At 67.4% G+C, this 22,204-nt stretch carries 16 protein-coding genes and 3 pseudogenes; 12 read left to right on the plus strand and 7 right to left on the minus strand.

The window, feature by feature from the left end; translation table 11 throughout:
* Positions 1–194 precede the first annotated feature (194 nt).
* Positions 195–1,256: an AI-2E family transporter gene (locus ACFVJQ_RS35990; protein WP_385789857.1), complete on the plus strand. Its 1,062-nt coding sequence runs from the start codon at positions 195–197 to the stop codon at positions 1,254–1,256.
* Here ACFVJQ_RS35990 and ACFVJQ_RS35995 read toward each other — a convergent pair.
* Positions 1,213–1,410, minus strand: a pseudogene (locus ACFVJQ_RS35995) (IS110 family transposase); the annotation flags it as partial. The gene ACFVJQ_RS35990 and the pseudogene ACFVJQ_RS35995 sit on opposite strands and share 44 nt — an antisense overlap.
* Before the next feature lie 7 nt (positions 1,411–1,417).
* Here ACFVJQ_RS35995 and ACFVJQ_RS36000 point away from each other — a divergent pair.
* The 10 genes and pseudogenes from ACFVJQ_RS36000 (at position 1,418) to fxsT (ending at position 11,837) form a co-directional block, all read left to right on the plus strand.
* Positions 1,418–1,867 (plus strand): histidine phosphatase family protein, encoded by a 450-nt coding sequence (locus ACFVJQ_RS36000; protein ID WP_385789859.1) that lies wholly within the window; start codon positions 1,418–1,420, stop codon positions 1,865–1,867.
* Positions 1,864–2,013: a hypothetical protein gene (locus ACFVJQ_RS36005; RefSeq protein ID WP_385789861.1), complete on the plus strand. Its 150-nt coding sequence runs from the start codon at positions 1,864–1,866 to the stop codon at positions 2,011–2,013. The genes ACFVJQ_RS36000 and ACFVJQ_RS36005 overlap by 4 nt, the downstream gene beginning before the upstream one ends.
* A gap of 242 nt (positions 2,014–2,255) precedes the next feature.
* Positions 2,256–3,221, plus strand: a complete 966-nt coding sequence (locus tag ACFVJQ_RS36010; RefSeq protein WP_385789863.1) for a restriction endonuclease — start codon at positions 2,256–2,258, stop codon at positions 3,219–3,221.
* Between the two features lie 694 nt (positions 3,222–3,915).
* Complete coding sequence (locus ACFVJQ_RS36015) at positions 3,916–4,116, plus strand: hypothetical protein (protein WP_385789865.1); 201 nt, start codon at positions 3,916–3,918, stop codon at positions 4,114–4,116.
* Positions 4,117–4,138: 22 nt separating this feature from the next.
* A complete protein-coding gene (locus ACFVJQ_RS36020) occupies positions 4,139–6,277 on the plus strand; it encodes an FxsB family cyclophane-forming radical SAM/SPASM peptide maturase (protein ID WP_385789867.1) in 2,139 nt (712 codons plus the stop codon).
* Between the two features lie 6 nt (positions 6,278–6,283).
* Positions 6,284–7,110: pseudogene (locus tag ACFVJQ_RS36025) on the plus strand (aminoglycoside N(3)-acetyltransferase).
* A gap of 141 nt (positions 7,111–7,251) precedes the next feature.
* A complete protein-coding gene (locus ACFVJQ_RS36030; RefSeq protein ID WP_385789869.1) occupies positions 7,252–7,761 on the plus strand; it encodes a hypothetical protein in 510 nt (169 codons plus the stop codon).
* On the plus strand, positions 7,761–9,023 hold the full coding sequence (gene fsxC, locus ACFVJQ_RS36035) for an FxsC protein (protein WP_385789871.1): 1,263 nt from the start codon (positions 7,761–7,763) through the stop codon (positions 9,021–9,023). Before ACFVJQ_RS36030 ends, fsxC begins: the two co-directional genes overlap by 1 nt.
* Positions 9,020–9,670, plus strand: a pseudogene (locus ACFVJQ_RS36040) (KGGVGR-motif variant AAA ATPase); the annotation flags it as partial. The gene fsxC and the pseudogene ACFVJQ_RS36040, both read left to right, overlap by 4 nt.
* Before the next feature lie 577 nt (positions 9,671–10,247).
* Positions 10,248–11,837, plus strand: coding sequence for an FxSxx-COOH system tetratricopeptide repeat protein (gene fxsT, locus ACFVJQ_RS36045; protein WP_385789873.1), 1,590 nt, complete (start codon positions 10,248–10,250; stop codon positions 11,835–11,837).
* Positions 11,838–11,849: 12 nt separating this feature from the next.
* Here fxsT and ACFVJQ_RS36050 read toward each other — a convergent pair whose 3' ends face one another.
* The 6 genes from ACFVJQ_RS36050 to ACFVJQ_RS36075 all read right to left on the minus strand — a co-directional run bounded on the left by ACFVJQ_RS36050 (position 11,850) and on the right by ACFVJQ_RS36075 (position 20,704).
* On the minus strand, positions 11,850–12,749 hold the full coding sequence (locus ACFVJQ_RS36050) for an alpha/beta fold hydrolase (RefSeq protein WP_385789934.1): 900 nt from the start codon (positions 12,747–12,749) through the stop codon (positions 11,850–11,852).
* Between the two features lie 22 nt (positions 12,750–12,771).
* Positions 12,772–15,228, minus strand: a complete 2,457-nt coding sequence (locus ACFVJQ_RS36055) for a tetratricopeptide repeat protein (protein ID WP_385789875.1) — start codon at positions 15,226–15,228, stop codon at positions 12,772–12,774.
* A gap of 1,045 nt (positions 15,229–16,273) precedes the next feature.
* Positions 16,274–17,563, minus strand: coding sequence for an integrase (locus tag ACFVJQ_RS36060; protein ID WP_385789877.1), 1,290 nt, complete (start codon positions 17,561–17,563; stop codon positions 16,274–16,276).
* 101 nt (positions 17,564–17,664) lie between these two features.
* Positions 17,665–17,862, minus strand: a complete 198-nt coding sequence (locus ACFVJQ_RS36065; RefSeq protein ID WP_385271551.1) for a helix-turn-helix transcriptional regulator — start codon at positions 17,860–17,862, stop codon at positions 17,665–17,667.
* 435 nt (positions 17,863–18,297) lie between these two features.
* Positions 18,298–19,674: an IS1380 family transposase gene (locus ACFVJQ_RS36070; RefSeq protein WP_385789879.1), complete on the minus strand. Its 1,377-nt coding sequence runs from the start codon at positions 19,672–19,674 to the stop codon at positions 18,298–18,300.
* Between the two features lie 145 nt (positions 19,675–19,819).
* Positions 19,820–20,704 (minus strand): NAD(P)-dependent oxidoreductase, encoded by an 885-nt coding sequence (locus ACFVJQ_RS36075; protein WP_385789881.1) that lies wholly within the window; start codon positions 20,702–20,704, stop codon positions 19,820–19,822.
* 49 nt (positions 20,705–20,753) lie between these two features.
* On the opposite strand from ACFVJQ_RS36075, the gene ACFVJQ_RS36080 reads away from it, so the two are divergent.
* Positions 20,754–21,161 carry a MerR family transcriptional regulator gene (locus ACFVJQ_RS36080; protein ID WP_385789883.1) on the plus strand — a complete coding sequence of 136 codons (408 nt, stop codon included), beginning with the start codon at positions 20,754–20,756 and terminating at the stop codon, positions 21,159–21,161.
* Positions 21,162–22,204 lie beyond the last annotated feature (1,043 nt).

Raw genomic sequence — 22,204 nt, forward strand, 5'->3', positions numbered from 1 at the left:
CGGAAGACCCTCCAAGAGGACCTCATGGCGGGGCAGCCCGGCCCTCGGGAAGAGCCGACACACCGAACGCGTCCGGCGATACGCAGCACCGGCATACCGACGGGAAGGCCGGTGCGGGACGACCGCACCCGGGCTGCGTCCGTCAGAGCCCGCTGCCGGAACCCGCTCGGCGCCTCGCCGCCGGGAGCGCCCTGGTGCTCCTCCTGAGCGGCGTAATCTCTCTCATAGTCTGGATCTGCGTCACGTTCCAGGCCGTCGTCACACCGGTTCTGCTGGCGCTGCTCGGCGCGGCCCTGCTCGGCCCCCTCTACCGGCGGCTGGTCGCGATGAAGGTCAACAAATCCCTTGCCGCTGGGCTTACTTGCGCCGCCGTACTCCTGGTCATGGGCGGGGCCGCGTACATCGTGGTGACCGCCCTGATCGACACCGGCGACCAGATCATCTCCTCGCTCCGGGACGCGGCACATTCGCTCAGCGACAGGTTCGAAGCGGCCGGGACCTCACTGGACGAGATCGCCACCAACGCGAAGGACCTGGCGTCCCAGTTCGGCGGCACCGCGGTCGCCGGCGTGGTGAGCGGCGTCAGCCTGCTCACGGAGATGATCGCGACGGCGGTGCTCGCGATACTGATGCTGTTCTTCTTCCTGCGCGACTCCGACAAGGCCGTCGTCTCACTGCATTCGCTCGCGCCCCGCGGCTCCGGGGACACCGCCGTTGCCATGGCCCGCCGCGCCTTTCAGGCGATCGAGGGCTTCATGCGCGGCACCACGGTCATCGCCTTCATCGACGCCGTCTGCATGACCGTCGTTCTGCTGATCCTCCAGGTGCCGAACGCCGTCGGACTCGGGGCACTTGTGTTCATCGGTGCCTACATCCCCTACCTCGGTGCGCTCCTGTCGGGTGCGGTCGCGGTCCTCGTCGCGTTCGCGGACGGCGGTCTCACGAAGGCGCTGTGGGTACTCGGTTTGCTTCTCGCCGTCCAGGCGATCGAGGGGAACGTGCTCCAGCCGATGATCCACAGCCGCACGGTGCAGATGCACCCGGCGGTGGTCCTGGTGGCACTCACAGCCGGTGCCTCGGTCGCCGGGATCCTCGGCATGCTCCTCTCTGTACCGCTGACCGCAGCAGCGTTCGGAGTGATTGCAGAGCTCCGGGGGCGACACGCGGAAGCGGCGAGCGGGAGCCGGCAGGGGTCCACATCAGTCACAGCGGTCACAGACGCCCCTGTAATGAGGGGGCACTGGACACCATCCTAACCAGGTTAAACACTTCTCGGGCGGCATATCGCTTGAGGCATCGGATGATCTCACGTCGGGTCTTGCCCTCCTGGGTGCGGTGTTCGTAGTACGCCTGGGTGCGGGGATCGAAGCGCAGCCGGGTGAACACAATGCGGTGCAGAGCGGCGTTCGCCAACACCATGCACACCGCCCTCCCCGGTCCCGAACTGACCCACCTCGGCCAGCAGCAAGCCGCTGCTCTTCTCACCGCCCTCGCCGACGAGAAGATCGACGCCCTCTATGCCTGCGCCCACCAGCGCACCGCACTCACCGCGGCCCCGCTCGCAGCAGACCGCGGGCGGCGGGTATTCGTCCGTGACGGGATCCGGGAAGTCTCCGCCGGCCGCTGGGAAGGTGCGAGCGACCACGCCTCCCACACCGCATTCCTGGAGCTCGCCTTTGGCTGGCCCGTCGATCCCACGACGCGCGTGCCCGACGGCGAGAGTGGCCTGGAGGTGCTGGAACGGTTCGACGGCGTCGTCGACGAGGCTGTACGAGGCGGCGTTGAGACAGTGGCGATGGTCAGCCACGGCGTGGCGATCCGGGTTGGCTCGCCGCCCGCGCAGTCGACCTCACCGTCCAGCACGTGAAGGAACGCGAGTGGGACACCACCGGCGTCGTGATAGCCGTGCGCGATGCCGAAGACATCTGGCGAGTCCTGCTCTGGGCCGGCCTGCCGGTCGGGCCTGCTGGGATCGAGCCGTTGGACAGCGGCCCGGCAGGCCAACCGCTGTAGTAGGGCCAGCCCCCCGGTTCGGCCAGTCTGAAGCTGCCAGTGGGGCCGAGAAGTCTTCCAGCCTACTGAGAGGCGCCGCCATCAAACATCACCGCACCAGCTTCATGCCGTGCATCCCGCGAAACCCAGTCTCAAGCGGCGGCAGCCGCTGCACAATCAGGTTCATAGGGTTGCGCCGTTCGGACATCGTCCAGATCGAAGCACCCGGAGAGCGGCTCCCGCGCGGAAGGTGTAGATGACGAGTGGCCCACAACGACGCCTACCACTGGCCGCCTGAGCTTTTGGACCTGCTGATTGAACTGGTGCCCCGGCTCAACCGGAGCAAAGAAGGGGTCCTTGGATTCTTGCGGGGCGCCGGCGTCAGTGAAGACCTGCTCGCGCCCCATCGACACCAGCTCGCCGCGGACAAGTCAGCAGTCAGCAAGTACAAGATCGTTCGTGCCGTGCTCAGCCATATCAATGAACAGGGCGACGCAGGCTTGGGTGTTCGCAGGGAAATCATCAAACGAACGATCGAATTCGAGGACTTCTCCACACTATGGCCGGACGACCGTCTCCCGGCCCAGGGGCTGCAGGCAAACGTGCGACAACTCGTGAACGTCAAGGACTCATTCACGCGGATGAGCCAGGCACATGATGAAGAGCGGGCCGCTCGTATCAAAGCACGCACAAGCGAGCTTGAGCGCCTTGCTCGACGGAAGGCAAGGTTTCAAGCACTCCGAGACCGACTCAGCGACCTGTTCGACGAAGACGACCCGAGAAAGCGAGGCACCGCCCTGGAAGGCGTGCTCAACGACCTGTTCGCGACCGAAGGCATCTTGATCAGGGAATCCTTTACGCTGCGTAGCGAGGAGGGGCATCCCGTTGAACAGATCGACGGCGCCCTAGAAGTCGACGGATCCACGTACCTCGTGGAGATCAAGTGGTGGGGTGAGCCTGTCGAGATCAACGCGATGAGCCGCCACCTGGTGCGGGTGTACGGGCGCTCGGAAGTCCGCGCCCTATTCATCTCTGCATCTGGCTTCACCGGGCCGGCCATCGAAGAAAGCGAACGCGCACTGAACCAGCGAGTGATCGTCCTGGGCGAACTCCGGGAACTCGTTCTCCTGCTCGAACGGCAAGGTGATGTTGCGGCCTGGCTGTGCGAAAAGGTCCGTTTCGCGCAGCTCGAACGTCGTCCTCTCGCCCTGCTGGGCTCCGACTTCTGAGCACCCTACGCACCATCAGGTTGCCCAAGCGCAGCGTCCAGCCGGTCGGTCATTCGCCCAGATACCGATGGCGCAGCGCTCCCCCAAAACCGCCGCCGCACGCAGGTGCTCCGCTGCGCATCTTCTGTCACGTCCGTGTCACGAGCCCCGTAGACGCTCGCACGTCACAGGGCTCCGACCTGGACTTACGCGCCCGCCCTGGACCAGCTGGACGCCCAGAGACGGTTTCTACGACATGTGCCATGTAGTACCGCAGGAAGCTCCTCCGCCGCCCAGTGCCGCGGACTCAATGCCTCCCGAGCCCGCCGGGCGCTGGCTGACACGCGCGCCCGGAGAGGTCGACGTACGTTTCGACAGCCGCACCACACAACAACGCCTACGAACCAGACTCCGGGGCCCGTGAGTTCCTTCGCAGTCGTGCCGATGCCTCGCAGCAAGCGGACTCAGACGTGTAGCAGGCGCCGCCAAGCTCAATGCCCGTAGCGTCCTGACGCGCCATGTGGCGGAGTGGTCCGCATGTACGGAGAACCGGTCGAGTTTGACGACGAGGCGCGTCCGGGTACCGCACCCAACGGCTCAGCGAACGACGCTTGTCCTTTGAACACCGAAGGCGCGATGATTGGCACTTAGTGACCCTATGCCACGGTTCGACTGACCCTGTTCGCCCTTCCACGAGTTGGCGAAGGAGAAACCGATGAGCGCGGCCGGAGAAACCTCTCTCGGGGATGTGAGCGAGCCTGTGACGCCGACCACACAATCCCCGCTTCTCACCACACGTGTCCTGGACTGCACCGCTACACCTCTGGAAGACCTGGCCGCATACGACTTCCCGGTGCTGAATCGCCTGCTGCCGTCCCGGCAGACCCTTGCCCCGACCTTCAACTCCGGCCTCTGAACGGGTCGCACCCCATCCGCCGATGACAGTTCGGTCGAGGGCCTTTCGCCAGTTCGTTCTCAAGATGCACAGCAGGTGCGACCTCGCGTGCGACCACTGCTACGTCTACCAGCACGCCGACCAGAGCTGGCGGCGGCGTCCTCCGGTCATGCCGGATGACGTGGCGGCGGCGACGGTGTCACGGATCGCCGAGCACGCCCGAGGTCACCCCGAACTTCACCGCGTGCACGTCGTTCTGCACGGCGGTGAGCCCCTGCTCGCGGGCCGGGAACGGCTGGCTCGGATCGTCTCCGGACTGCGCCGCGCACTGGACGGGGTGTGCGATCTCGACGTGCGCATGCAGACCAACGGGCTGCGCCTGGACGGCGATTTCTGCGACATGCTGGCCCGGGAGGGGATCCACACCGGAATCTCTCTGGACGGGGACCGTGCCTCCCACGACCGGCATCGCAGACGGGCCGACGGAACGGGGTCGTACGACGCGGTGGTTCATGCCGTGCGGCTCATCGGGTCGCCTGCGTACCGCCGGATGTTCGCGGGCCTGCTATGCACGGTTGACGTGGAGAACGATCCGGTGGACGTGTACCGGGCTCTCGAGACGCTCGATCCGCCACAGGTGGACTTCCTCCTGCCGCATGCGACCTGGGATCGCCCTCCCCCGCGGCCGAACGGACGCGCCCATGCGTACGCCCGGTGGCTGACTGCCGTGTACGACCTGTGGACCGCCGAGGGACGTCCCTTCGCTGTTCGCCTGTTCGACTCGATTGAAGCTGTCCGGGACGGAAGGTACTCCCTGACAGAGGCGCTCGGACTCGGCAGCCCCGACCTCGTGGTCGTCGAGACGGACGGCGAGATCGAGCAGGCCGACTGGCTCAAGACAGCAGGGCAGGACGCGCCACGGACAGGATTTCACGTGCTGCGGCATTCGTTCGACGAGGCGGCGGGCCACCCCGGCTTCCTCGTCCGGCAGACCGGCGTCGCGGGTCTGTCCCGGACGTGTCGGGAATGCCGGGTGGTGCGGATCTGCGGGGGCGGGCTGTACGCCCACCGGTACCGCTCGGACAACGGCTTCGACAACCCATCGGTGTACTGCGGCGATCTCATCCGACTCATCGACCACTGCCTGCGAGGCGCCCGCCCGCGGCCGCTCCGCCACGCGCACACGCTCACGTCCCACGGCTTCGACTCGCTCGCAGCGGGGGACGGCGACGCCGACGTGCTGCGCGATCTCGTCAGAGCGGAGTCCAGTATCCGCAGGGTGCTCCTCGCCACGCTTTGCGCGCGCTACCGGGGTCCGGAGGCGGACGCGGTGACCCGCATGGACCGGCAATGGCCCGGTGAAACGGCAGAGGTTCTTCGGCACCCGTACCTCCGCCACTGGTCGGTGCGCGCCCTCGAGGGGCACCTGGCCCGTGACGCGGTCCGGCAGCGGCTCGCGGAGATCGCTGTGGCGGTAGCACTGCGGACCGGTGCCGATCTCACGGTCGGACTACCTGGGACCGTACAGGACGTCCATGTCCCGGGCCACGGCCGACTTGTCCTGCCGCCCCGCCCTGCAAAGGGCGAGTTGGTCGTCCGCCGCGGCACCCTCCTGCGGTGCGTCCACGATCGTTCGCTGCCGATTCCGGTGACCGAGACCTCGCACGACGGACCGTGTTGGGAACCGGTGCGCAGCATTGTCACGGACGGGTTCCGCATCCTCGTGGAGGACGGCGATCCGCACCGGGACGCTTTCGGGGTCACTCCGGCACCACGGTTGAACGACGAGGAGTACGGCAGGTGGCAGCGGCTGTTCGCAGAATCCGCGGTCCATCTCCGAGGCCGACACGGTGACCGCGCGGCGGGCGTCCGCGCCTTGCTCACCGTCTGCACGCCCTTGAACCGGGCGGAAGAACAAGGCGTGGTGACCACCGGCGCGGATGCCTTCGGTGCCTTGGGACTGTCCCTGCCAGGCACTGCCGACATGCTGGCCGCGCTGCTCGTGGATGGAGTGCAGCAGATGAAGTTCAACGCCTTGTCGGACCTGTTCGACCTGGCCGAGAACCACGAGGCGAAGGACAGGCTGCGATTGGCCTATCTGGGCCGGACACCGCCGGGGGCACTACCGACCGAGGACCTGACCAACTACGGGCGCCGTATGGCTGCCAGGCTGCGGAGGTGATCGCCGATGTTCGGTGAGGCCTCCCTCAAAGCCGACCTGCGGAGTCTGGAGTGCGGGCGGACGTCGACACTCCTCGTACACGCGTCGCTGCGGTCCGTCGGGCCAGTGCGGGGCGGTGCCAGCGCCGTGGTGCGCGCCTTACGAAGCACGCTTGACAGTGACGGCACGCTGGTCGTCCCCCCTTCACACCGGGCAACTCACGGACGTCCCGCACATACCTCGCCCGAACCCAAGGGATGCCGGAATGCCAACTAGCCGATTTCCACGACGACATGGAACCCTTCGAGGCGGCGTCCACGCCTTCGGAGGGAATGGGTGCGATCGCCGAGCACGTACGTACCGCCGAGGGCGCCGCACGCAGCGTCCACCCCCAGACGTCCTTCGCCGCCCTCGGCCCAGGGGCCACGCGGATCACCGCGCACCATGCACGGGACTGCCTGCTGGGTGAGCGTTCACCTCTGGGCCGCCTGTACGACTGTGGTGCGGACATCCTGCTGCTAGGTGTCGGTTTCGGGGTCTGTTCCGCCTTCCATTTGGCGGAGTACCGCCTGCCCGCCCCGACCCGCCGGTACGACTGCAAGGTCATGGACCAAGGTGCCCCGTGCTGGAGGAGCTTCGTCGACGTGGATCTCGATGACACAGACTTCGGCGAGCTGGGCCGGTGGCTGGAGACGCCGGCATGTCACGGCTCCAGTCCCATCAGGCGCGGCCGTGTCGGGGCCGCCGACAGCCGCCTGATCCCTCTGCGTTGGGCCGTCGACGCCGCCGTCACGTGGATGGCCTCCGGTCGCAATGGGCCCGGCATCGCAGCAAGGAAGGCTGACCATGCCTAACGCCCGCGACCACCCTCGACCGCCCGGCGGCACCAACAGCCCTACGCGTTCCTCAGCCACGGCGGCACGCCCCATGGGCCGGGCGGCCACCACCCAACGGACAGCTGGCTCCTGCGCTTCCACCAGAAGGTTGGCGAGGACGTGATCGCGCTGACCGACCTGGACGCCATGATCCCCGCGGTCTACCTCGGCCTGGGGACCTTGGGCACCAGATGGCAGGACGAGCTCAAGGACCACCTCGCGCGGTGCCAGGTCCTCGTGCCGCTCCTCTCGCCGCGGTTCTTCGCCAGCCACCAGTGCCTCGTGGAGTGGCGGTGCTTCGAACGGCGGCAGCAACTGCAGCGCGAGACGGGTACGTTCGCCCGTAGCGCTGTCGTACCCGTCGTGTGGACCCCGCTCGGGCGCGACGTCCTCCCGGCACCCTACGCGGACCTACGCAACGCCTGTTACGACCTGGAGAGCCACTACGCGGACGCCGGCCTCATGGGTCTTCTCCTCCACGGACGCCCAAGGGTCTTCGACCGAGTCGTCTACCAACTCGCCCGGAAAATTGTCGAGGTGGTGTTCACCGCGCGTCTCATGCCGTGTGATCCGGCCCTCTTCGACGATCTCCTCGACTCTCTGAACGGCGCCCGGGCGGAGGAACACTGATGCACGACAGCCGCTTCGCAGGAGACGATCACCAAGAGGCCCCGTACTTCTTCCTCAGCTACGCGCCCGTAAAGGCCTGCGGCGACTCAGGAGGACACAACCGGGCGCGGACCGACAAGCACGTGACCGAGTTCCTCACCGACCTCAATAAGGAGGTTGCGCGTGCGGCCGGACACCCCGTGTCCACGGCCGTCGTACACCACACCCCCGACGGGGAGCGGACGGCACGCGCCCTGCACCGCTGTCACAGCTTCGTGCCGCTGATCTCACGCCGCTACTTCACCGACGCGTACTGCGGGAGGCAGTGGTACGCCTTCACCCACCGCGCCCGGCGCGGTGTCCTGGTACCAGTTGTGTGGACGCCCGTCGCGGTCCCTGCCCCTCCGGTCGCCGTCAACCTGGATCTGCCCCTGCCGGAGGGAACCGTGACCCCACTGCCCGTCGATGCGATGGCCCGGGATCGCTACGCCAGGGACGGCCTGTACGGCCTGCTGCAGGACCTCGATAACCGGGAGTCGTACGGCCAGTGCGCGCGCCGGATCGCCCAGTGCGTCGTTCAGGCCGCGCGGACAACCCCCGATCCGGGCCCGGACGACACTACGTGCCCAGATCTGGCCGACCTCCCCGACTCGTTCGCCACCTCGTCCCGGCACTCACTGGGTATCACCGTGCTCGCCCCCGACATTCACCATCTGCCGCCCGGCTGCCGGGACACCCACTACGGCCCCGAGCCTCGCGACTGGCAGCCCTTCGACGAGCGCCTCGGTACTCCGCTGGCCGAGCACGCGGCCATGCTGGCCCACGCCCTCGGATACGCCCCCGAGATCCGTACCTTCGACCAGGCCGAGCCCGTCTTCCTCGGACGGCAGGAGGCCGCGAACGCGTGGGTACTGCTCCTCGACCCGTGGGTGCTCCATGACCGCAGAGCCGTCGAGCGCCTGAAGGCCTTCGACGCGCTCGACCTCCCCTGGGTGACCGTCCTGATCCCAGTGAGTGACGACCCGCAAACCGCCCGGGCGCGGTCCGAACTGAACGGCCTGCTGCGCACGTCGCTGCCGCGTCGGCTCATCAGCGGACGGGCCATGCGGCATGCCGCCGTCGCCGGCGTCGAGAGGCTCGAGGCGTTCGACTCCCGCTTTGTGGAGCTCGTCGACAGCGCCGCCCAGCAGTACCTGAACCGAGTACCGTCACCGTCCGCGACCGGGTGTTCTTCCGGACCCCAGCCGGCCGATTCCGCGGGAGACCAGGAGGCCCGACCGTGACCGGCGCACTCGCCCGCCCCGAAGCCGGCAAGATCGTCACGTTCTACAGCTACAAGGGCGGCACGGGTCGCACCATGGCACTTGCCAACACCGCCTGGATCATGGCCTCGCAGGGTCGGCGAGTCCTGGTGGTCGACTGGGACCTGGAGGCGCCGGGACTGGACCGCTTCCTGCGCCCGTTCCTGGAACCGAACGCACTGCGCGACCGCCCCGGAGTGCTGGACCTCATCAACGACTACATGCTGCGGGTCGACTCCCTGCGCGGCGGCCGGCGCCCCAGGGCCGAGGAGGCCACCCAGCTCGGCACGTGGATCACCGGCCAGGCCGACATCACCAAGGCGGTCTCCCCGCTGCAGTGGGCCTTCCCGGCCGGCGGCCGGATGGACTACATCTCGGCGGGCCTACAGGACCGCAACTACTCCTCCATCTTCTCCCAGTTCAACTGGAACCGCTTCTACGAGGAGCAGTACGGCGGCCAGTTCCTGGACGCCCTGTGCGCCCAGTTCCGGCGCGGGTACGACTACGTCCTCGTCGACAGCCGCACCGGCCTCAGCGACATCTCCGACATCTGCACCATCCACTTCCCCGACGTGCTGGTGAACTGCTTCACCCACAACGACCAAAGCATCGAGGGCGCGGCGGCCGTCGCCCGCCGGGTGGAGGACACCTACGGGGACCGCCGCATCCGGATCCTGCCGGTGCCCATGCGGGTGGAGGACTCCGAGGCGGACCGGCTGGAGGCGGCGCGGGCCAAGGTCCGCCTCGCCTTCGACCAGTTACTGGTGCGCACCCCGCACGTCGACCCGCGCCGCTACTGGGGCAACGTGGAGGTGCCGTACAAACCCACGTACGCCTACGAGGAAATCCTCGCGACCTTCCGCGACGAGCCGGGCACCCCCGCCTCCCTGCTGGCGGCCTGCGAACGGCTCACGGCGGTCATCACCGAGGGCGACGTGAGCTGCCTGGCCCCGATGACCGACGAGCAGCGTCAGAGCTACCTCAAGGCCGTCGTGCGGCGCCGGCCGCCGGACCCCACCCACGTGTTCCTGAGCTATGTGCCCGAGGACCAGATGTGGGCCGACTGGATCAGACGGGTCCTCAGCGACGCCGGGTTCACCGTGGGCGACGCCCGTTCCGAGGACGGCAGCGGCGCCGGCGTCCCGCTGCGCGACGACACCCACAGCCCTCAGCGAACTCCAGCCGGGCAGCGACGGCACGGCACTGGTGTCCCGGGCCATCCAGCAGCTGCACCGCTACGCCCTGGCCAAGGCCGACCGCAAGAGCCGCAGCATCCAGGTGCACCGGCTGGTCCAGGCGGCGGTGCGCTCCTCGATGTCCGAGGAGGAGCAGGAGGACGCCCTGCGCGTCGTGCGAAACGTGCTCATCGGCGCGCGCCCCTCCGAGGGCAATGTGGAACGCCCCGAGAACTGGTCGCGCTACAACACCATCTGGCCCCACCTCGAGACACCGTGGACCAAGTACTCGCTCGACGACCGGATCCGCCGGCTGATGACCGAGTGGCTGCGCCACCTGCGGGCGCGCGGCGAGTACGCCGACGCCCTGTCGCTCGGTGAGGAGCTGCTGACCATTTGGCAGAAAGAGGCGGGGGCGAGCGACCGCTGGACCCTGCACCTGCGGTTCGAGATCGCCAACGTGCTGCGGGCGCAGGGCTGGTACAACCGGGCGCTGGAGATCGACCAGGACGTCTACGAGCGGCAGCGCGAGGTCCTGGGCGACGACGACGCGCACACCCTGGTGACGGCGGGCGGCCTCACGGCGGACCTGCGGGCCATCGGCCGGGTGCGCAGGGCGCTGGAGATCGACCGCGAGACCTACGAGCGGTCCGTGGACCTCCTCGGCGAGGACCACCCTCGGTCCCTGTTTGCGGCGAGCAATCTCGCCATGTCGATGCGCATGGCCGGGGACTGCTTCGAGGCGCAGACCGTCGACAAGGAGAACTACGACCACCGCGCGCTGACGCTGGGCAGCAAGCACCCCTACACCCTGTTCTCGATGATCAACCTCGGCCGTGACCTGCGCTCCTGCGGGGAGTATGAGGCGTCGGCCGAGAGGCTGCGCAGCGTCCACGAGACGGCCGTGGAACTCGGTGCGGAGTCACCGCCCGCCCTGGAAGCGGCGAAGGCGCTCGCCATCACGCTGCGCCGGCTCGACAAACTGCCGGAGGCGATCGAACTCAGCCAGGGCGTGCTGGACATCTGCCGGCGGCGCCTGGGCGAGGCCTCGCCCGAGACGCTCGTGGTGCGCCTCGGCCTCGCGGGCCATCTCGCGGCGGCGGAGCGTCACGAGGAGGCATGTGCGGAGACCGCCGACCTGCTCGACCGGTTCCGCGCCGCCCTCGGGGAGGCCCACCCCAATACGCTGGCGTGCGCGGTCAACCACGGCATCAACCTGCTGGCAACCGGCCGGCTCGCCCAGGCCCAGGCGGTGTGCGAACAGGCCCGCGCCGCGTTGAAGAACACACTCGGGGCGGAGCACCCGTTCAGCATGAACTGCCAGGTGAACCTGGCGAACAGCGAGGCGGCGCTCGGGGAGACCGCCAAGGCCGAACGCAATTACCACCAGGCCTACCGGCAGCTGTGCGACCGCCTCGGCGCGGACCACCCCGCAGCGCTCGTCTGCCTGGGCAACCTCTCGGTCCTGCTCGGCGAGGCCGGCCGCACGGCCGAAGCCGGGCGAGTGGCCGGCGAGAGTCTCGACGTCCTGAGCGCCAGGCTCGGGAGCAAGCATTCGAAGGTGGTCCGGATGCGCAGCGGCCAACGGGTGGGCCTGGAACTCGACCCCCACCCGGTCTGAGTCCACCGGGTGTCAGGCCGTCGTGGTCGCGGCGGCGTCGTCCTGTGCCTGTTCCCGGAGCCAGACGAGCACCCTCGGCAGCACCGGAACGGCGGCGAAATGAGCCGCTGCCGGCTGCAGGACGGCGGTGGCCCCGGAAACCCGGCGGGCCAGCCATCTGAAGTGGTCCACGGGGGAGAACACATCCTGCTCACCGTGCCACAGCAGTGTGGGTACGGTGATGGCGGCCGGGTCGAAGCCCCACGGCGTGCAGAACGACAGGACATCGTCGATCCAACCGAACGAGCTGTACTGAACCGCTGTCAGGAAGTTGTGTCCCAGCATGTGGCGTATACCGGCGTCCGCGACCACCTGCCGATCCGCGTACGGCATCTCGTCGTCGAGACCGGAAAACAGCGCGAGCGGATCGACACGCATCTCATCCGCGTTGTCGACCAGCGTCGCATGCAACTTCAACCGGTTCTCCAGGGCATTGTGGTAGTCGTGGACGTTGCTCTCGGTCATGCCGGAGAACCAGTCCAACTCCTCCGCGTCCGGAGGCACGAGGCTCACCAGTGCGGCGGCGCTGCGCACCCGCCCGGGACAGAGAGCCGCGCAGGCGAGTGCGTGCGGTCCGCCTCCCGACCGGCCGACGACCGAGAACTCCCGTAGCCCGAGGTGGTCGGCGATGTGCATGACGTCGTGCGCGGCATGAGCGACACGCCGGTCCGGCAGGCGCGTGGAACCGCCGTAGCCCGGGCGGTCGTACGAGATGAGGTGGATGCCGAGCTGATAGAGGACCAGCGACCGCGGGCGGGGGCCGTTTCGGCTGCCGGGAGTGCCGTGCAGCAGAAACACCGGGTGCCCGTCGGGGTCACCCCAGGTCTCGAAGACGATCTCACGACCGTCTTCGCAGGGCGTTGTGCGCTCCACCACGCGCCTCCGGTCGGTCTTGTCACCCTCCGTCGAGCAGGCTACGCACCTGATCGGCCTGTGGCTCACCAAGCGCGGTGTAGAGGTCCTGGGCCCTTTCAAGGTACTGCCTCGCTGCCGCCTGTTGTCCCCGGGCCAACTTGAGTCTGCCCAGCTCCAGGTGGGCACGGGCTTCGCCCGAGGGGTCACCGATCTCCACATAGATCGTTCGCGCTTCCTCGAGCCGTCTTTCCGCGGCAGGGAAGTCGCCCTCTGCGACATCGAGTGCGCCCAGCTCGGCCTTGGTCCACGCGCTGCCTCGGCTGTTACCCATGCGCTCGTACCTCTGGCGCGCGCTGTCACCGTACTGACGTGCTGTGCCGAGTTCCCCCAACGCGCGGTGCAAGGAGCAGAGTTCGACTTCCGCGTCCGCGATGTTGCGCTCACTGTCCAGGGCGGTGAACTCGTCCCACGCCTCATGCAGCAGGGTGCGTGCCTCGTCGTAGAGACCGAGGATCCTCTTCAGGATGCCTATTTCCCGTTGGGCCCAGGCACAGCCGCTGCGGTCCTTCACCCTGGTGTTGATGGTCAGCGCGGCGGTGAACCGCTCTCCAGCGCTGTGCAGTTCTCCGGTCAGCCGGTCGATGGTGCCGAGTTCGATGAGAATCCACGCCTCGTTACGGGCGTTCCCTATCCCCCGGTAAATGTCCAGCGCCTCTGTGAGGTGTCCCCGTGCTTCTTGGTAGTCGCCCGTCGCCCTGCTGATCATGCCAAGAACTCCGAGCGCGTTGGCCTTCCCGCGCTGTTGGCCCTCGATCTCGTGGAGTTCGCGGGCATGATCCATCGTGCGGCGTGCGCAGGTGTAGTCGGCCAAGTGGTAGCGGTTCACTCCTACTTCGCTGGCGGCATACGCCTCGTTGCGTCGATCACCCAGCTGACGGAAGGTGTTCGTCGCTGCCCCGGCCATGTCGAGAGCTTCCCGGTACCGGCCCGAGACACGATGCAGGGCCCCCAACTGCGCCTGGCAGTGCGCCCTGCCGGCATCATCCGACGCCTGTGCGATCCCCAACGCGGCTTCGTTGAGCGCTATCGCCTGAGCGATATTCCTCTTCCGCACGCGCATGAAGTAGGCAAGCCCCGCCGTGACTTTCCAACTCTCCAGCCATCGGTGGGCGTTCGCCAGGCGCGCCACCGACCGCAGGTCCTCGAAGTGGTGATGCAACCACTCCAATACCTGTTCTTCGGTCATGGCCGCCTCGGGTTCGCCGGTGTCGAGGTCGGGCAGCTCGAGGAAGAGCGGAGCGTGGATAGCCGTGTTGGCCCATGCCAGCCGCCGTGCCGCCCACTTGAACAGCCGCACCCGGGCCTGCTCCCACGTTCCGGAGGCGTCCCGGCGTGAGCCGTCCCGGTGCGCCAACGATCTCACAAGGTCGTGTAGACCATATCCATGCGGATCGGGCTTGATGATCAGTCCCTGCTCATGCAGCAGGGCTAGAGCGCTTTCCGCTTCCCGGACGGGCACATCGGCCAGCTCTGCGGCGATCTCGTCGGTCACGTGTGGCCCCGGGTGCAGTGCCATCCGCCGGAAGACCAGATGGCCCATCGGCGTCAGCGCTTCGATCGCCGCCAGTATGGGTGCGGTTCCTTCACCGCGCGCGGGGACGTCCGGCTCGGCACACAGGGCGAGCGGCGTCTGCTGCGCAACGAGCCGATCGGCGATGTGCCGGATGGTCAGGGGCAGGCGGTACAGGGCCACCGCCGCGTCGATCACGGTGTCGTCGACGGTGCGTGAGCCTCGGCGCAGGATGGCGGTGACGACAGACCTGGCGGCTTCTTCGCTCAGGGCGTCGAGCTCGACGTGCACATCCGCGTCGAGGCCGGTCAGCATGGTCAGACTGGTGACGATGACCATCGAGCGGGGGGATGACGGAAGAAGGGGCCCCACCTGGTCGGCTTGGTCCACGTCGTCGAGGACCATGAGGAACAGCCTGTTGCTGGCGGTGGACAACCATTGCCTGGTCATGGCGTCCGCATCGAAATGCGTTGTCCCCGCGGCGACGCCGACGGCCGCCAGCACGGCGGCCAGGGCGTCCTCCGCGAAGAGCCGACCTGCCGACCCAGCATTGCTGCGATACCCGACGAACAGCTGACCGCTCGGATAGCGCACGGCGAGACGGTGGGCCGCCTGCACGGCGAGCTCTGTCTTGCCGCTCCCTTTAGGACCTGTGACGAGGCAGACCAGGGGCCGTGGCCCCGCTGCGGGCGGCTCGGCGTTCAGGATCCGGTCAAGCTCGCTCTCGCGGCCGGCGAACACCGCGGTCCCCGCAGGCAGGGTGCTCGGGCCACCACTGTGGCCGTCGGACGCCTCGACCTGGGCGGAGTCCTCTGCGACAGGACTGCTGCCCGGCACCAGGGCGGCACCCACGGCCGCGAGGGAGACCAGGACGAGCAGCGCGCCGAAGAGCCACCAGTTCCAGGTGGAGGTGACCAGGTTGGTCACCGCGCCCACACCGGCCCCGAGGACGGGCCCGGAAGCCAGTATCAGAACCTCACGTCGTCGCCTGGCGAGACTTATGGTCATCGACCCCCCACTGTCGCCGAGCGAACAGCACATGCCCGTTGGGACACCATTCCACTCCTCCGACCACTCGCGACAATGCACGCCGAAGACGGCTTGGGAAGTGCGGCACGAACAGGAGGGCCAACTCAACTCCTCCTGATTGGCCGGCCAAGAGACGAGTCGGCACGCGAACGGGGCGCGCACACCCGCCGCACCCGCAGACCCACAGCACGCCGAGGGAGGCAGATGGAGACCCATAAGCCGAAGGCGCACCAACTCAGTTGGGACGAGCCCGGGGGCCGTAAGCGAACACTCCCTGCCATCATCCGCCGAGCCGAAACAGGGGCAGGAGCCTGGGGCAGGGTTCTGGCACTCCTCTGGGGGTCCGCTGCGTCACCGGGCACGAACGCGAAATACCCGAAAGGCCATTCATGCTGGCTCAGCGCCCGACGACCGCCTATCGGAGCAGGTCACAGAGATGAGAGCAATCAAGCAACCCGACGCACCATCAGAAGCTGCGTCAAGTGGGCGTGAGGAGCATCACTTTAGCGTCAAGATATTCGCCCCGGCGGCCATCACCGCCCCCTGGCGCCTGGAACACCTGCCCGGTCTCGACGTCCGCCCCGCCCTGAGCACTGCATCAGGGCTTCGCGACCCACGAAGGAAGGCAACTCCAAGATCTGGACCATATCCGGACCAGCGGCCCGGTCACCGTCTGGACGGGGACTATTTGTGCTGGTCAGCAACCTGCTAGCCGTGTACCACCGGCAGACGAAGAATCTGCTGGTGAGCTACTCGCCGAAGAAGCTGGGCTTCTTCTAGACGCACGAAAAAGGGCGCCTGACCTGGCCTTTTACCCGTCAGGCGCCTGTCGCCCCGCCGATTCACGGCTGGGCTCGGTTTGCATACTAACTCCCAATTCCTCCCACGGCTGTACCGTCCCTGACCAGTACTTCCGGACCAGTCACGGACCAGAATCCTTGAATCAGCCCTCAGATGCCGCGCCCTGGCTGACGCGCCCCCACTCCTGCATGGACTGCTCGATGAGGCGGTTCGCCTGTTCTCGCACCCCGCCGAGGAACTTGGCGTAGTGACGGAAGAGAACCTCGATGCTCTGGCCGGCGCGGCGAGCGCATTCGGCTGGATCCACACCGGAGTAGAGCCAGAACGAGATCCCGGCATGCCGGAGGTCGTACGGCCGTTTGGCCAGGCCCGATGTGCGCTCCGTCCGAGTCAGAGCGTGTTCCCGCGCCCGCGCCCGCGCCCACGTCGTACCGTACGCCGCAGCGTCCACGTAGTTGCCAGCTTCGTTACGGAACACTCGGCCGTCAGGTGCCACGCCGAAGCGGTCAAGATGAGCCCGCAACATGCGTACGAACTGCGGCGGGATCGGGACAGGACGCGTCGCGGTTGCCGCACGGCGCTTGAGCGAATGCACCTCGTGCACCTTCCCGTCGTCAGTCCACTCCTTGCCAGACGTGACGACCCCGCCCGAGAGGTTGAGCATCCCCCACCCGGTCCTCGGCAAGTGGCATTGCTCGATACGGAGGTGGATAACTTCTGCAGGCCGCATAGCCGCGTAATAAATGCAGCCGAAGAAAGCCCCGAGATGAGGACCCCTCCCCCGCTGGCCGGCAACAGCTGCGAGTGGCCGAAGCACCTGGTCCGGATTGGGAACAGCGGCTGGATCCACCTCCTCATTGACGGCTGGCGCATTCCACCGGAGCCCGTTGAGGGGATTCTCCGTGAAGTATCCCTTCTCAACGGCGGTGTTGAGAGCTTCGTTGAACGCAGCTCTTTTGCGACGTGCTGTCTTGGCCGCAGCCGCCTTGCCGTCCAGTTTACGGCACATGGCATCGAGAGCTCGCCGGAGAACGTCGGCTTCCGCGAGAGTGCTGACCGGCAGAGAATTCCGCTTCATCCAGTCCAAGGCTTGGCGCCACTCCTCGACGGGCTCACGCTGCCAAGCGTTCTTGTTGAACGCCCACGAGTACAGGACACGCCTCAGTACCCGCGGTTCGGAATACGTTGCGCCAGGGTGCACCAGGGCGGGCGTGATGGTGGCGAAGGCATCAGCCAGGGTACGGCGGGTATTCCCAGGCGTGCGCTCCCACCTTTGCTCGATGTAGTCGTGTGCCAGGTCATACCATGTGGTCCGCTGCTTGATGGCCCGCAACTCGGATGCCGGCAGACCAGTCTGCTCATCAAACGGCTCCCCTTCACGCGCAGCTGTCATCAGCTTCGCGCGCCTGCTTTCAGCAAGCGCGCCTGTCATGAAGGACTCGGACTTCTCGCGCCCGCTGACCGTCCACCGGACCTGGAAAGGCTTGCGCCGGTCGGGGCGCTCGCGTATGTCTCAGAAGCGGACGTTATAACTCATCGCCATCCAGGCGTATCCCTTTCACACGCTTCCCACCACGCATCCAGATCGGCACGGCGGCAGCGCAATTCACCATTGGGCAGCTTGATCATTCGGGGTGCCAGACCGCGAGCGCGTAGACGGTAGAAGGCCGATGGGCTCATCCGGATCTCCGCTAGGACCTCGGCGAGCTTGAGCGCAGGTGGACGAGCCATTGATGTTTCCTCGGGGATTCTGGATTTGTCGGCTGCCCAAACGGCAGCGCGCAACTTGCACCCATTCCGTCATGGCTGATGGACAGGCGCTGTCAATTGCAGGGCTTCAGCAGGGCGTCGGCATGAAGGGCCGTGGTGTCCGAACGGCTCCACCGCCAAGCACAGCCGCCGCGAACTCCCTCAATGGTCGTCACGATCGCCGGTTTGGCTAACCGGCGATCGTGATCTATGTTGGGCGCCCAACGCAGGGAAGTTCACGGACCATTGCTAACCTCGGCATTTCATGACGGTCCGTCGGATCCTCCAGCGGGTCGTTTCGGCTCTTTGGGCTGACTGTGAGCAGGACTGGGGTCCGGCTTTCGCGCCGGGTGGGCGCCGGGTTCCACGGCTCCGGTGGGGATGGTGCGGGGTCGTCGGGGCAGGGAGCGTTGCTGGTCAGCCGGGGTTCGGCAGTGCCTGCAGCCGGTTGAGGGCGTCTGTGATTACGTCGGTCCAGGGCCAGTGCTTTGCAAGGCGGAGGATCTGGCGTCGTCCGGTGGTGACGAGCTGGGCGGCAGCGGAGAACAGTCGCAGCCGCAGGCGGCGAGGCTCCCAGAGCCGGGCTTTGCCGGTGAGGGCAAGCATCGGCATCCAGGCCAGCAGTTCCAGGGCGATCTGGACGATCTCCAGCCAGATCTGGTTCTGCGCGGCGTCGTGCAAGGGCAGGTTGCGCAGGCCGGTCGAGCGTGCGGCGCGGATGCGGTCCTCGGCGCGGGCCCGCTGGCGGTGACGCAGCTCCAGCGCGGCGATCGAGGCGTGCTTGGTGTTGGTGGCGAACGCCGTGAGCCGCATCCCGTCGGCGTCGGTGAAGCGCAACTGGGCGCCGGGGTGGGGCCGTTCCTTACGGACGATCAGCCGCATCCCCTTTGGCCAGCCGTCCAGCACGTCGCCGTCCAATTCGGCCACCCAGGCGCCGTCACGGATCTCGCCGTCGGGTTCGACGGCCACCGTCCAGGCCGAGGCAGGCATCTTCAGGACGGCAGCGTGGATAGCTTTGGTGATGGTCATGCCGACCGAGTACGACAGCCAGCGGCCCCGTGCGGATAGCCAGTCGACGAACTCATGCGTGCCGCCGCCGGAGTCGCACCGGATCAGTGTCCGACTGCCACGGCGGTACTTCTTCGGCAGCTGCGCGAGGGCCAGGCGGGTAGCGGTGATGTGGTCGGCGGCGGTGTTGGAGCCCGCGTTGCCGGGCCGCAGCAGCCCCGCGACCGGCTCCCCGGCTCCGCCCCTGCCGTGGTCGATGAAGCCCATCAAAGGGTGGTGGCCGAAGGTCTTCTTCCAGGTCGCGGCTGCGTCCTGTTTCTCGGAGTGTGCGATCACTAGGATGCCGTCGATGTCCACGGTCACCTGCCCGTCGGCGTTCGGCGCCCGATGGTCGGCCAACTGCCAGGTGCGCTTGCGTACTTCGGCCCGGGCGGTGCGGATCGCGGCCAGGGCCCGCTTCCCGCCCGCGGCGAGCGTGTCGATCAGCCGGGAGACGGTCGGGTCGGAGGCCACCGGCCCGAACACGGCCGGCTCGGCCCGCAGCATGCCCACATCGGCCAAGCAGTCCCCGCCCAACGCCACCGCCAGAACCACATCCAGCAGGATCTTGCCCGGATCGTGCACCGCCCGCGGCTTGCGCCAGGGCGCCAGTGCCGCCGATATAACGGCATCCAGGCCGGTCTTGCGGACCGTCTCCACCAAGAGCACGGCCCCGGCCTGCGTCACCACCCCACGACCGCTGCCCTCGACACGGACACGCGGGTAGGAACCGATACGCTGCTTCACCTGGAAAGTGCCTCCGAACCACGCGCGAACAAGGATCGCGACAATCCTCATTCTCACTAGTCAGAGGCATTTTCCGTGTTTGCGATCACGATCCGGACAGCTCGCCACGCGAAAGTACGATGGTGGAGCCCGGTGTCGGGATTAGTCAGTCGTCGCGGGGTTTGCCGAACTCTTCGATCAGCACGGGATACTGCTCTCCACCGTGTCCGGCGGCGATCGAGCGGTCGGCCATCGCCTTGATCAGCTTCGGCAGTTCGGCGTTGACGCCCACCGCCTCGCTCTCCTCGATCAAGTGAGCCATCGCCCGCGCGTCGGTCTCCAGGGCCGACACCTCGGCCGGGAAGGAGCCATTGTCGACTTGCTCGGCATACCCAGGCAGCCATTCGGCCACCCCGGCAGCGATCTGCTGGGCGAACGGCGCATACGTTGCGGCGTCAACACCGGCCGTCCTGAGCAGGGCGGTGCCCTGGAGCCAGGCGTTCAGGACGCTCCACATCATGGCCAGTCCGGCCACGTCGTACAGGGACGCCAGCCCATGGTCCGCACCGAGGTAGGTGACGGTGCCGAGCGCGTCGAGTGTCGACTTGTGTGCCTCGAAGTCCGACTGCGGCCCGCTGTGCAGAATCACCGCCTCGGCGGTCCCGATCGCCGGCGGGATGGCCATGATGGCGCCGTCCAGGTAATGGGCGCCGCGCTGCTCGGCCCATCGGGCGGCTTCCCGGGCCTGGGCCGAGTCGCCCGAGGTCAGGTTGATCAATGTCCTGCCGTCCAGCTCGATATCGCTCGCGCCGAGCAGCTCTCGCATGGCCGGGTAGTCCGTGACACAGATGATCGTCAGAGAACCTGCCTTGAGTGCGTCGTCAACCGTCGGCGCCAGCCGCGCCCCCTCGGCCACCAGCTGGTCGGCTTTGGAGGACGTACGGTTCCACACGATTGTGGGATGCCCGGCCTTCAGGAACGCGCCGGCGAGTGCCTGGCCCATCAGTCCGAGTCCGATGACTGTCACGGGTGTATCGGGGCTGTTGTTCATGGCAGCATCGTCAACGTTGATACCGGTGTGAAGGTCAAGCGGGGGTTCGATGCGGATCGGGGAACTGAGCCGTCGGACGGGCGTCAACGCCCATCAGCTGCGCTACTACGAGGCCCAGGGCCTGCTGGAGGCAGACCGCGGCGCGAACGGTTATCGCGAGTACGGCGAGAACGCCGTGCTGCGGGTGAAGCAGATCCGGCACCTGCTTGGTGCCGGTTTGTCCTCCGAGGACATCGCGTACCTGCTGCCCTGTGCGGTCGGAGAGGCCCCGGAGCTGCTCGGGTGTCCCGAGTTGCTGGCCGCGATGCGGTCACGGCTGCAGCGACTGGACGATCAGATGGACAGGCTGGCTCAATCCCGCGACGCGCTTGCCGACTACATCGATGCGGCCGAGCGAATGGGCAACGAGAGCTACCCACCCTTTGACGACGCCAGCCTGGCGCCCGCCCCCGCCTGAGCAGCCGGGGCGCCCTGTCTTGCGGACAGCCTCGACCAGCAGCACCCCGCCGGCCTGCGAGGCCACCGCCGACGCCTCGGCCTGGACACGATCACGCGGAGACAGAGCAGCACGCTTCACCTGGTGAGCGACTTCTCTCCCGCAGCGGACAGGGCCTTCGGCAAGTCCAGCTTCCCAGGTCAGGAGCACTCTACTCATTTGATCAGCATCCAGGACGCCCTGCACCGTGAAAGCCCCAGGCTAACGGACGAAGCTCATGGGGCCAGTCGGCGCGACCGGAAACCGGGGCTCGCTCCGTCCGTCACGAGCACCACGAGCCCGTCGTCGGTGAGCCGGTCGAGATTGCGTGCAACGACGCGCTCGTGAGCGCCGACGGCTCGGGCGACCTCTCTTGGCTCCAGGGTGTGTCGCGATGTGCGCGAGGACCACTTGGTCCCGGCGGTAGCTACGGTGCAGCAAGTCCTCGCCGAACAACCCGGCCGCACGGACACAGAGACACAGCACCATGGAGGGGCGCCGTAGTCCTCTCGGCCCTGTGCGGTCCATGCGTTCAGGCGCGAAGTACCGAGAGGATGGGGGCGGTGAAGCGAGTGGATCGGAGAGCCGTATTCGACAGGTGGTGCTCCTTGGGTCGGAGCCTCTGCGAGGAGGCCGAGCAGCATGAGGTACCGGCCGCCGCCATGGCCGACCTGTCCGCAGGTCGGCCATGAAGCCTGAATCCACTCACTGACCTGGTGTTTCCCGGGACGTTGTACGTTGACATGGTCTCGGAGCAGGTTCCAGTCCTTCGGGGCTCTTTCTCGTCTGCCGTGGGCGAATGCCGGGCCGAGGGGAGCCTCCGGTACGGGAGGCCTGTTCCTCCAGGTACCGTGCGCAGCCGGTCTGCGAGCACTCCTCCAACGCACTGACGAGCCGTGCCTGCGCGGCCATGCCCCAGTCAGCGGCGACCGCCCTGAGTACCTTGTTGGACAGGGTGTTGGCCGCGGCCTTTTCGAGGCTGTCCACCAGGGCGGCCACCTGGTGGACGAGGCGTTCAGTGATAC

Origin of the sequence: Streptomyces sp. NPDC127197 (assembly GCF_042672405.1) — a bacterium.
GTDB lineage: Bacteria > Actinomycetota > Actinomycetes > Streptomycetales > Streptomycetaceae > Streptomyces > Streptomyces flavusporus.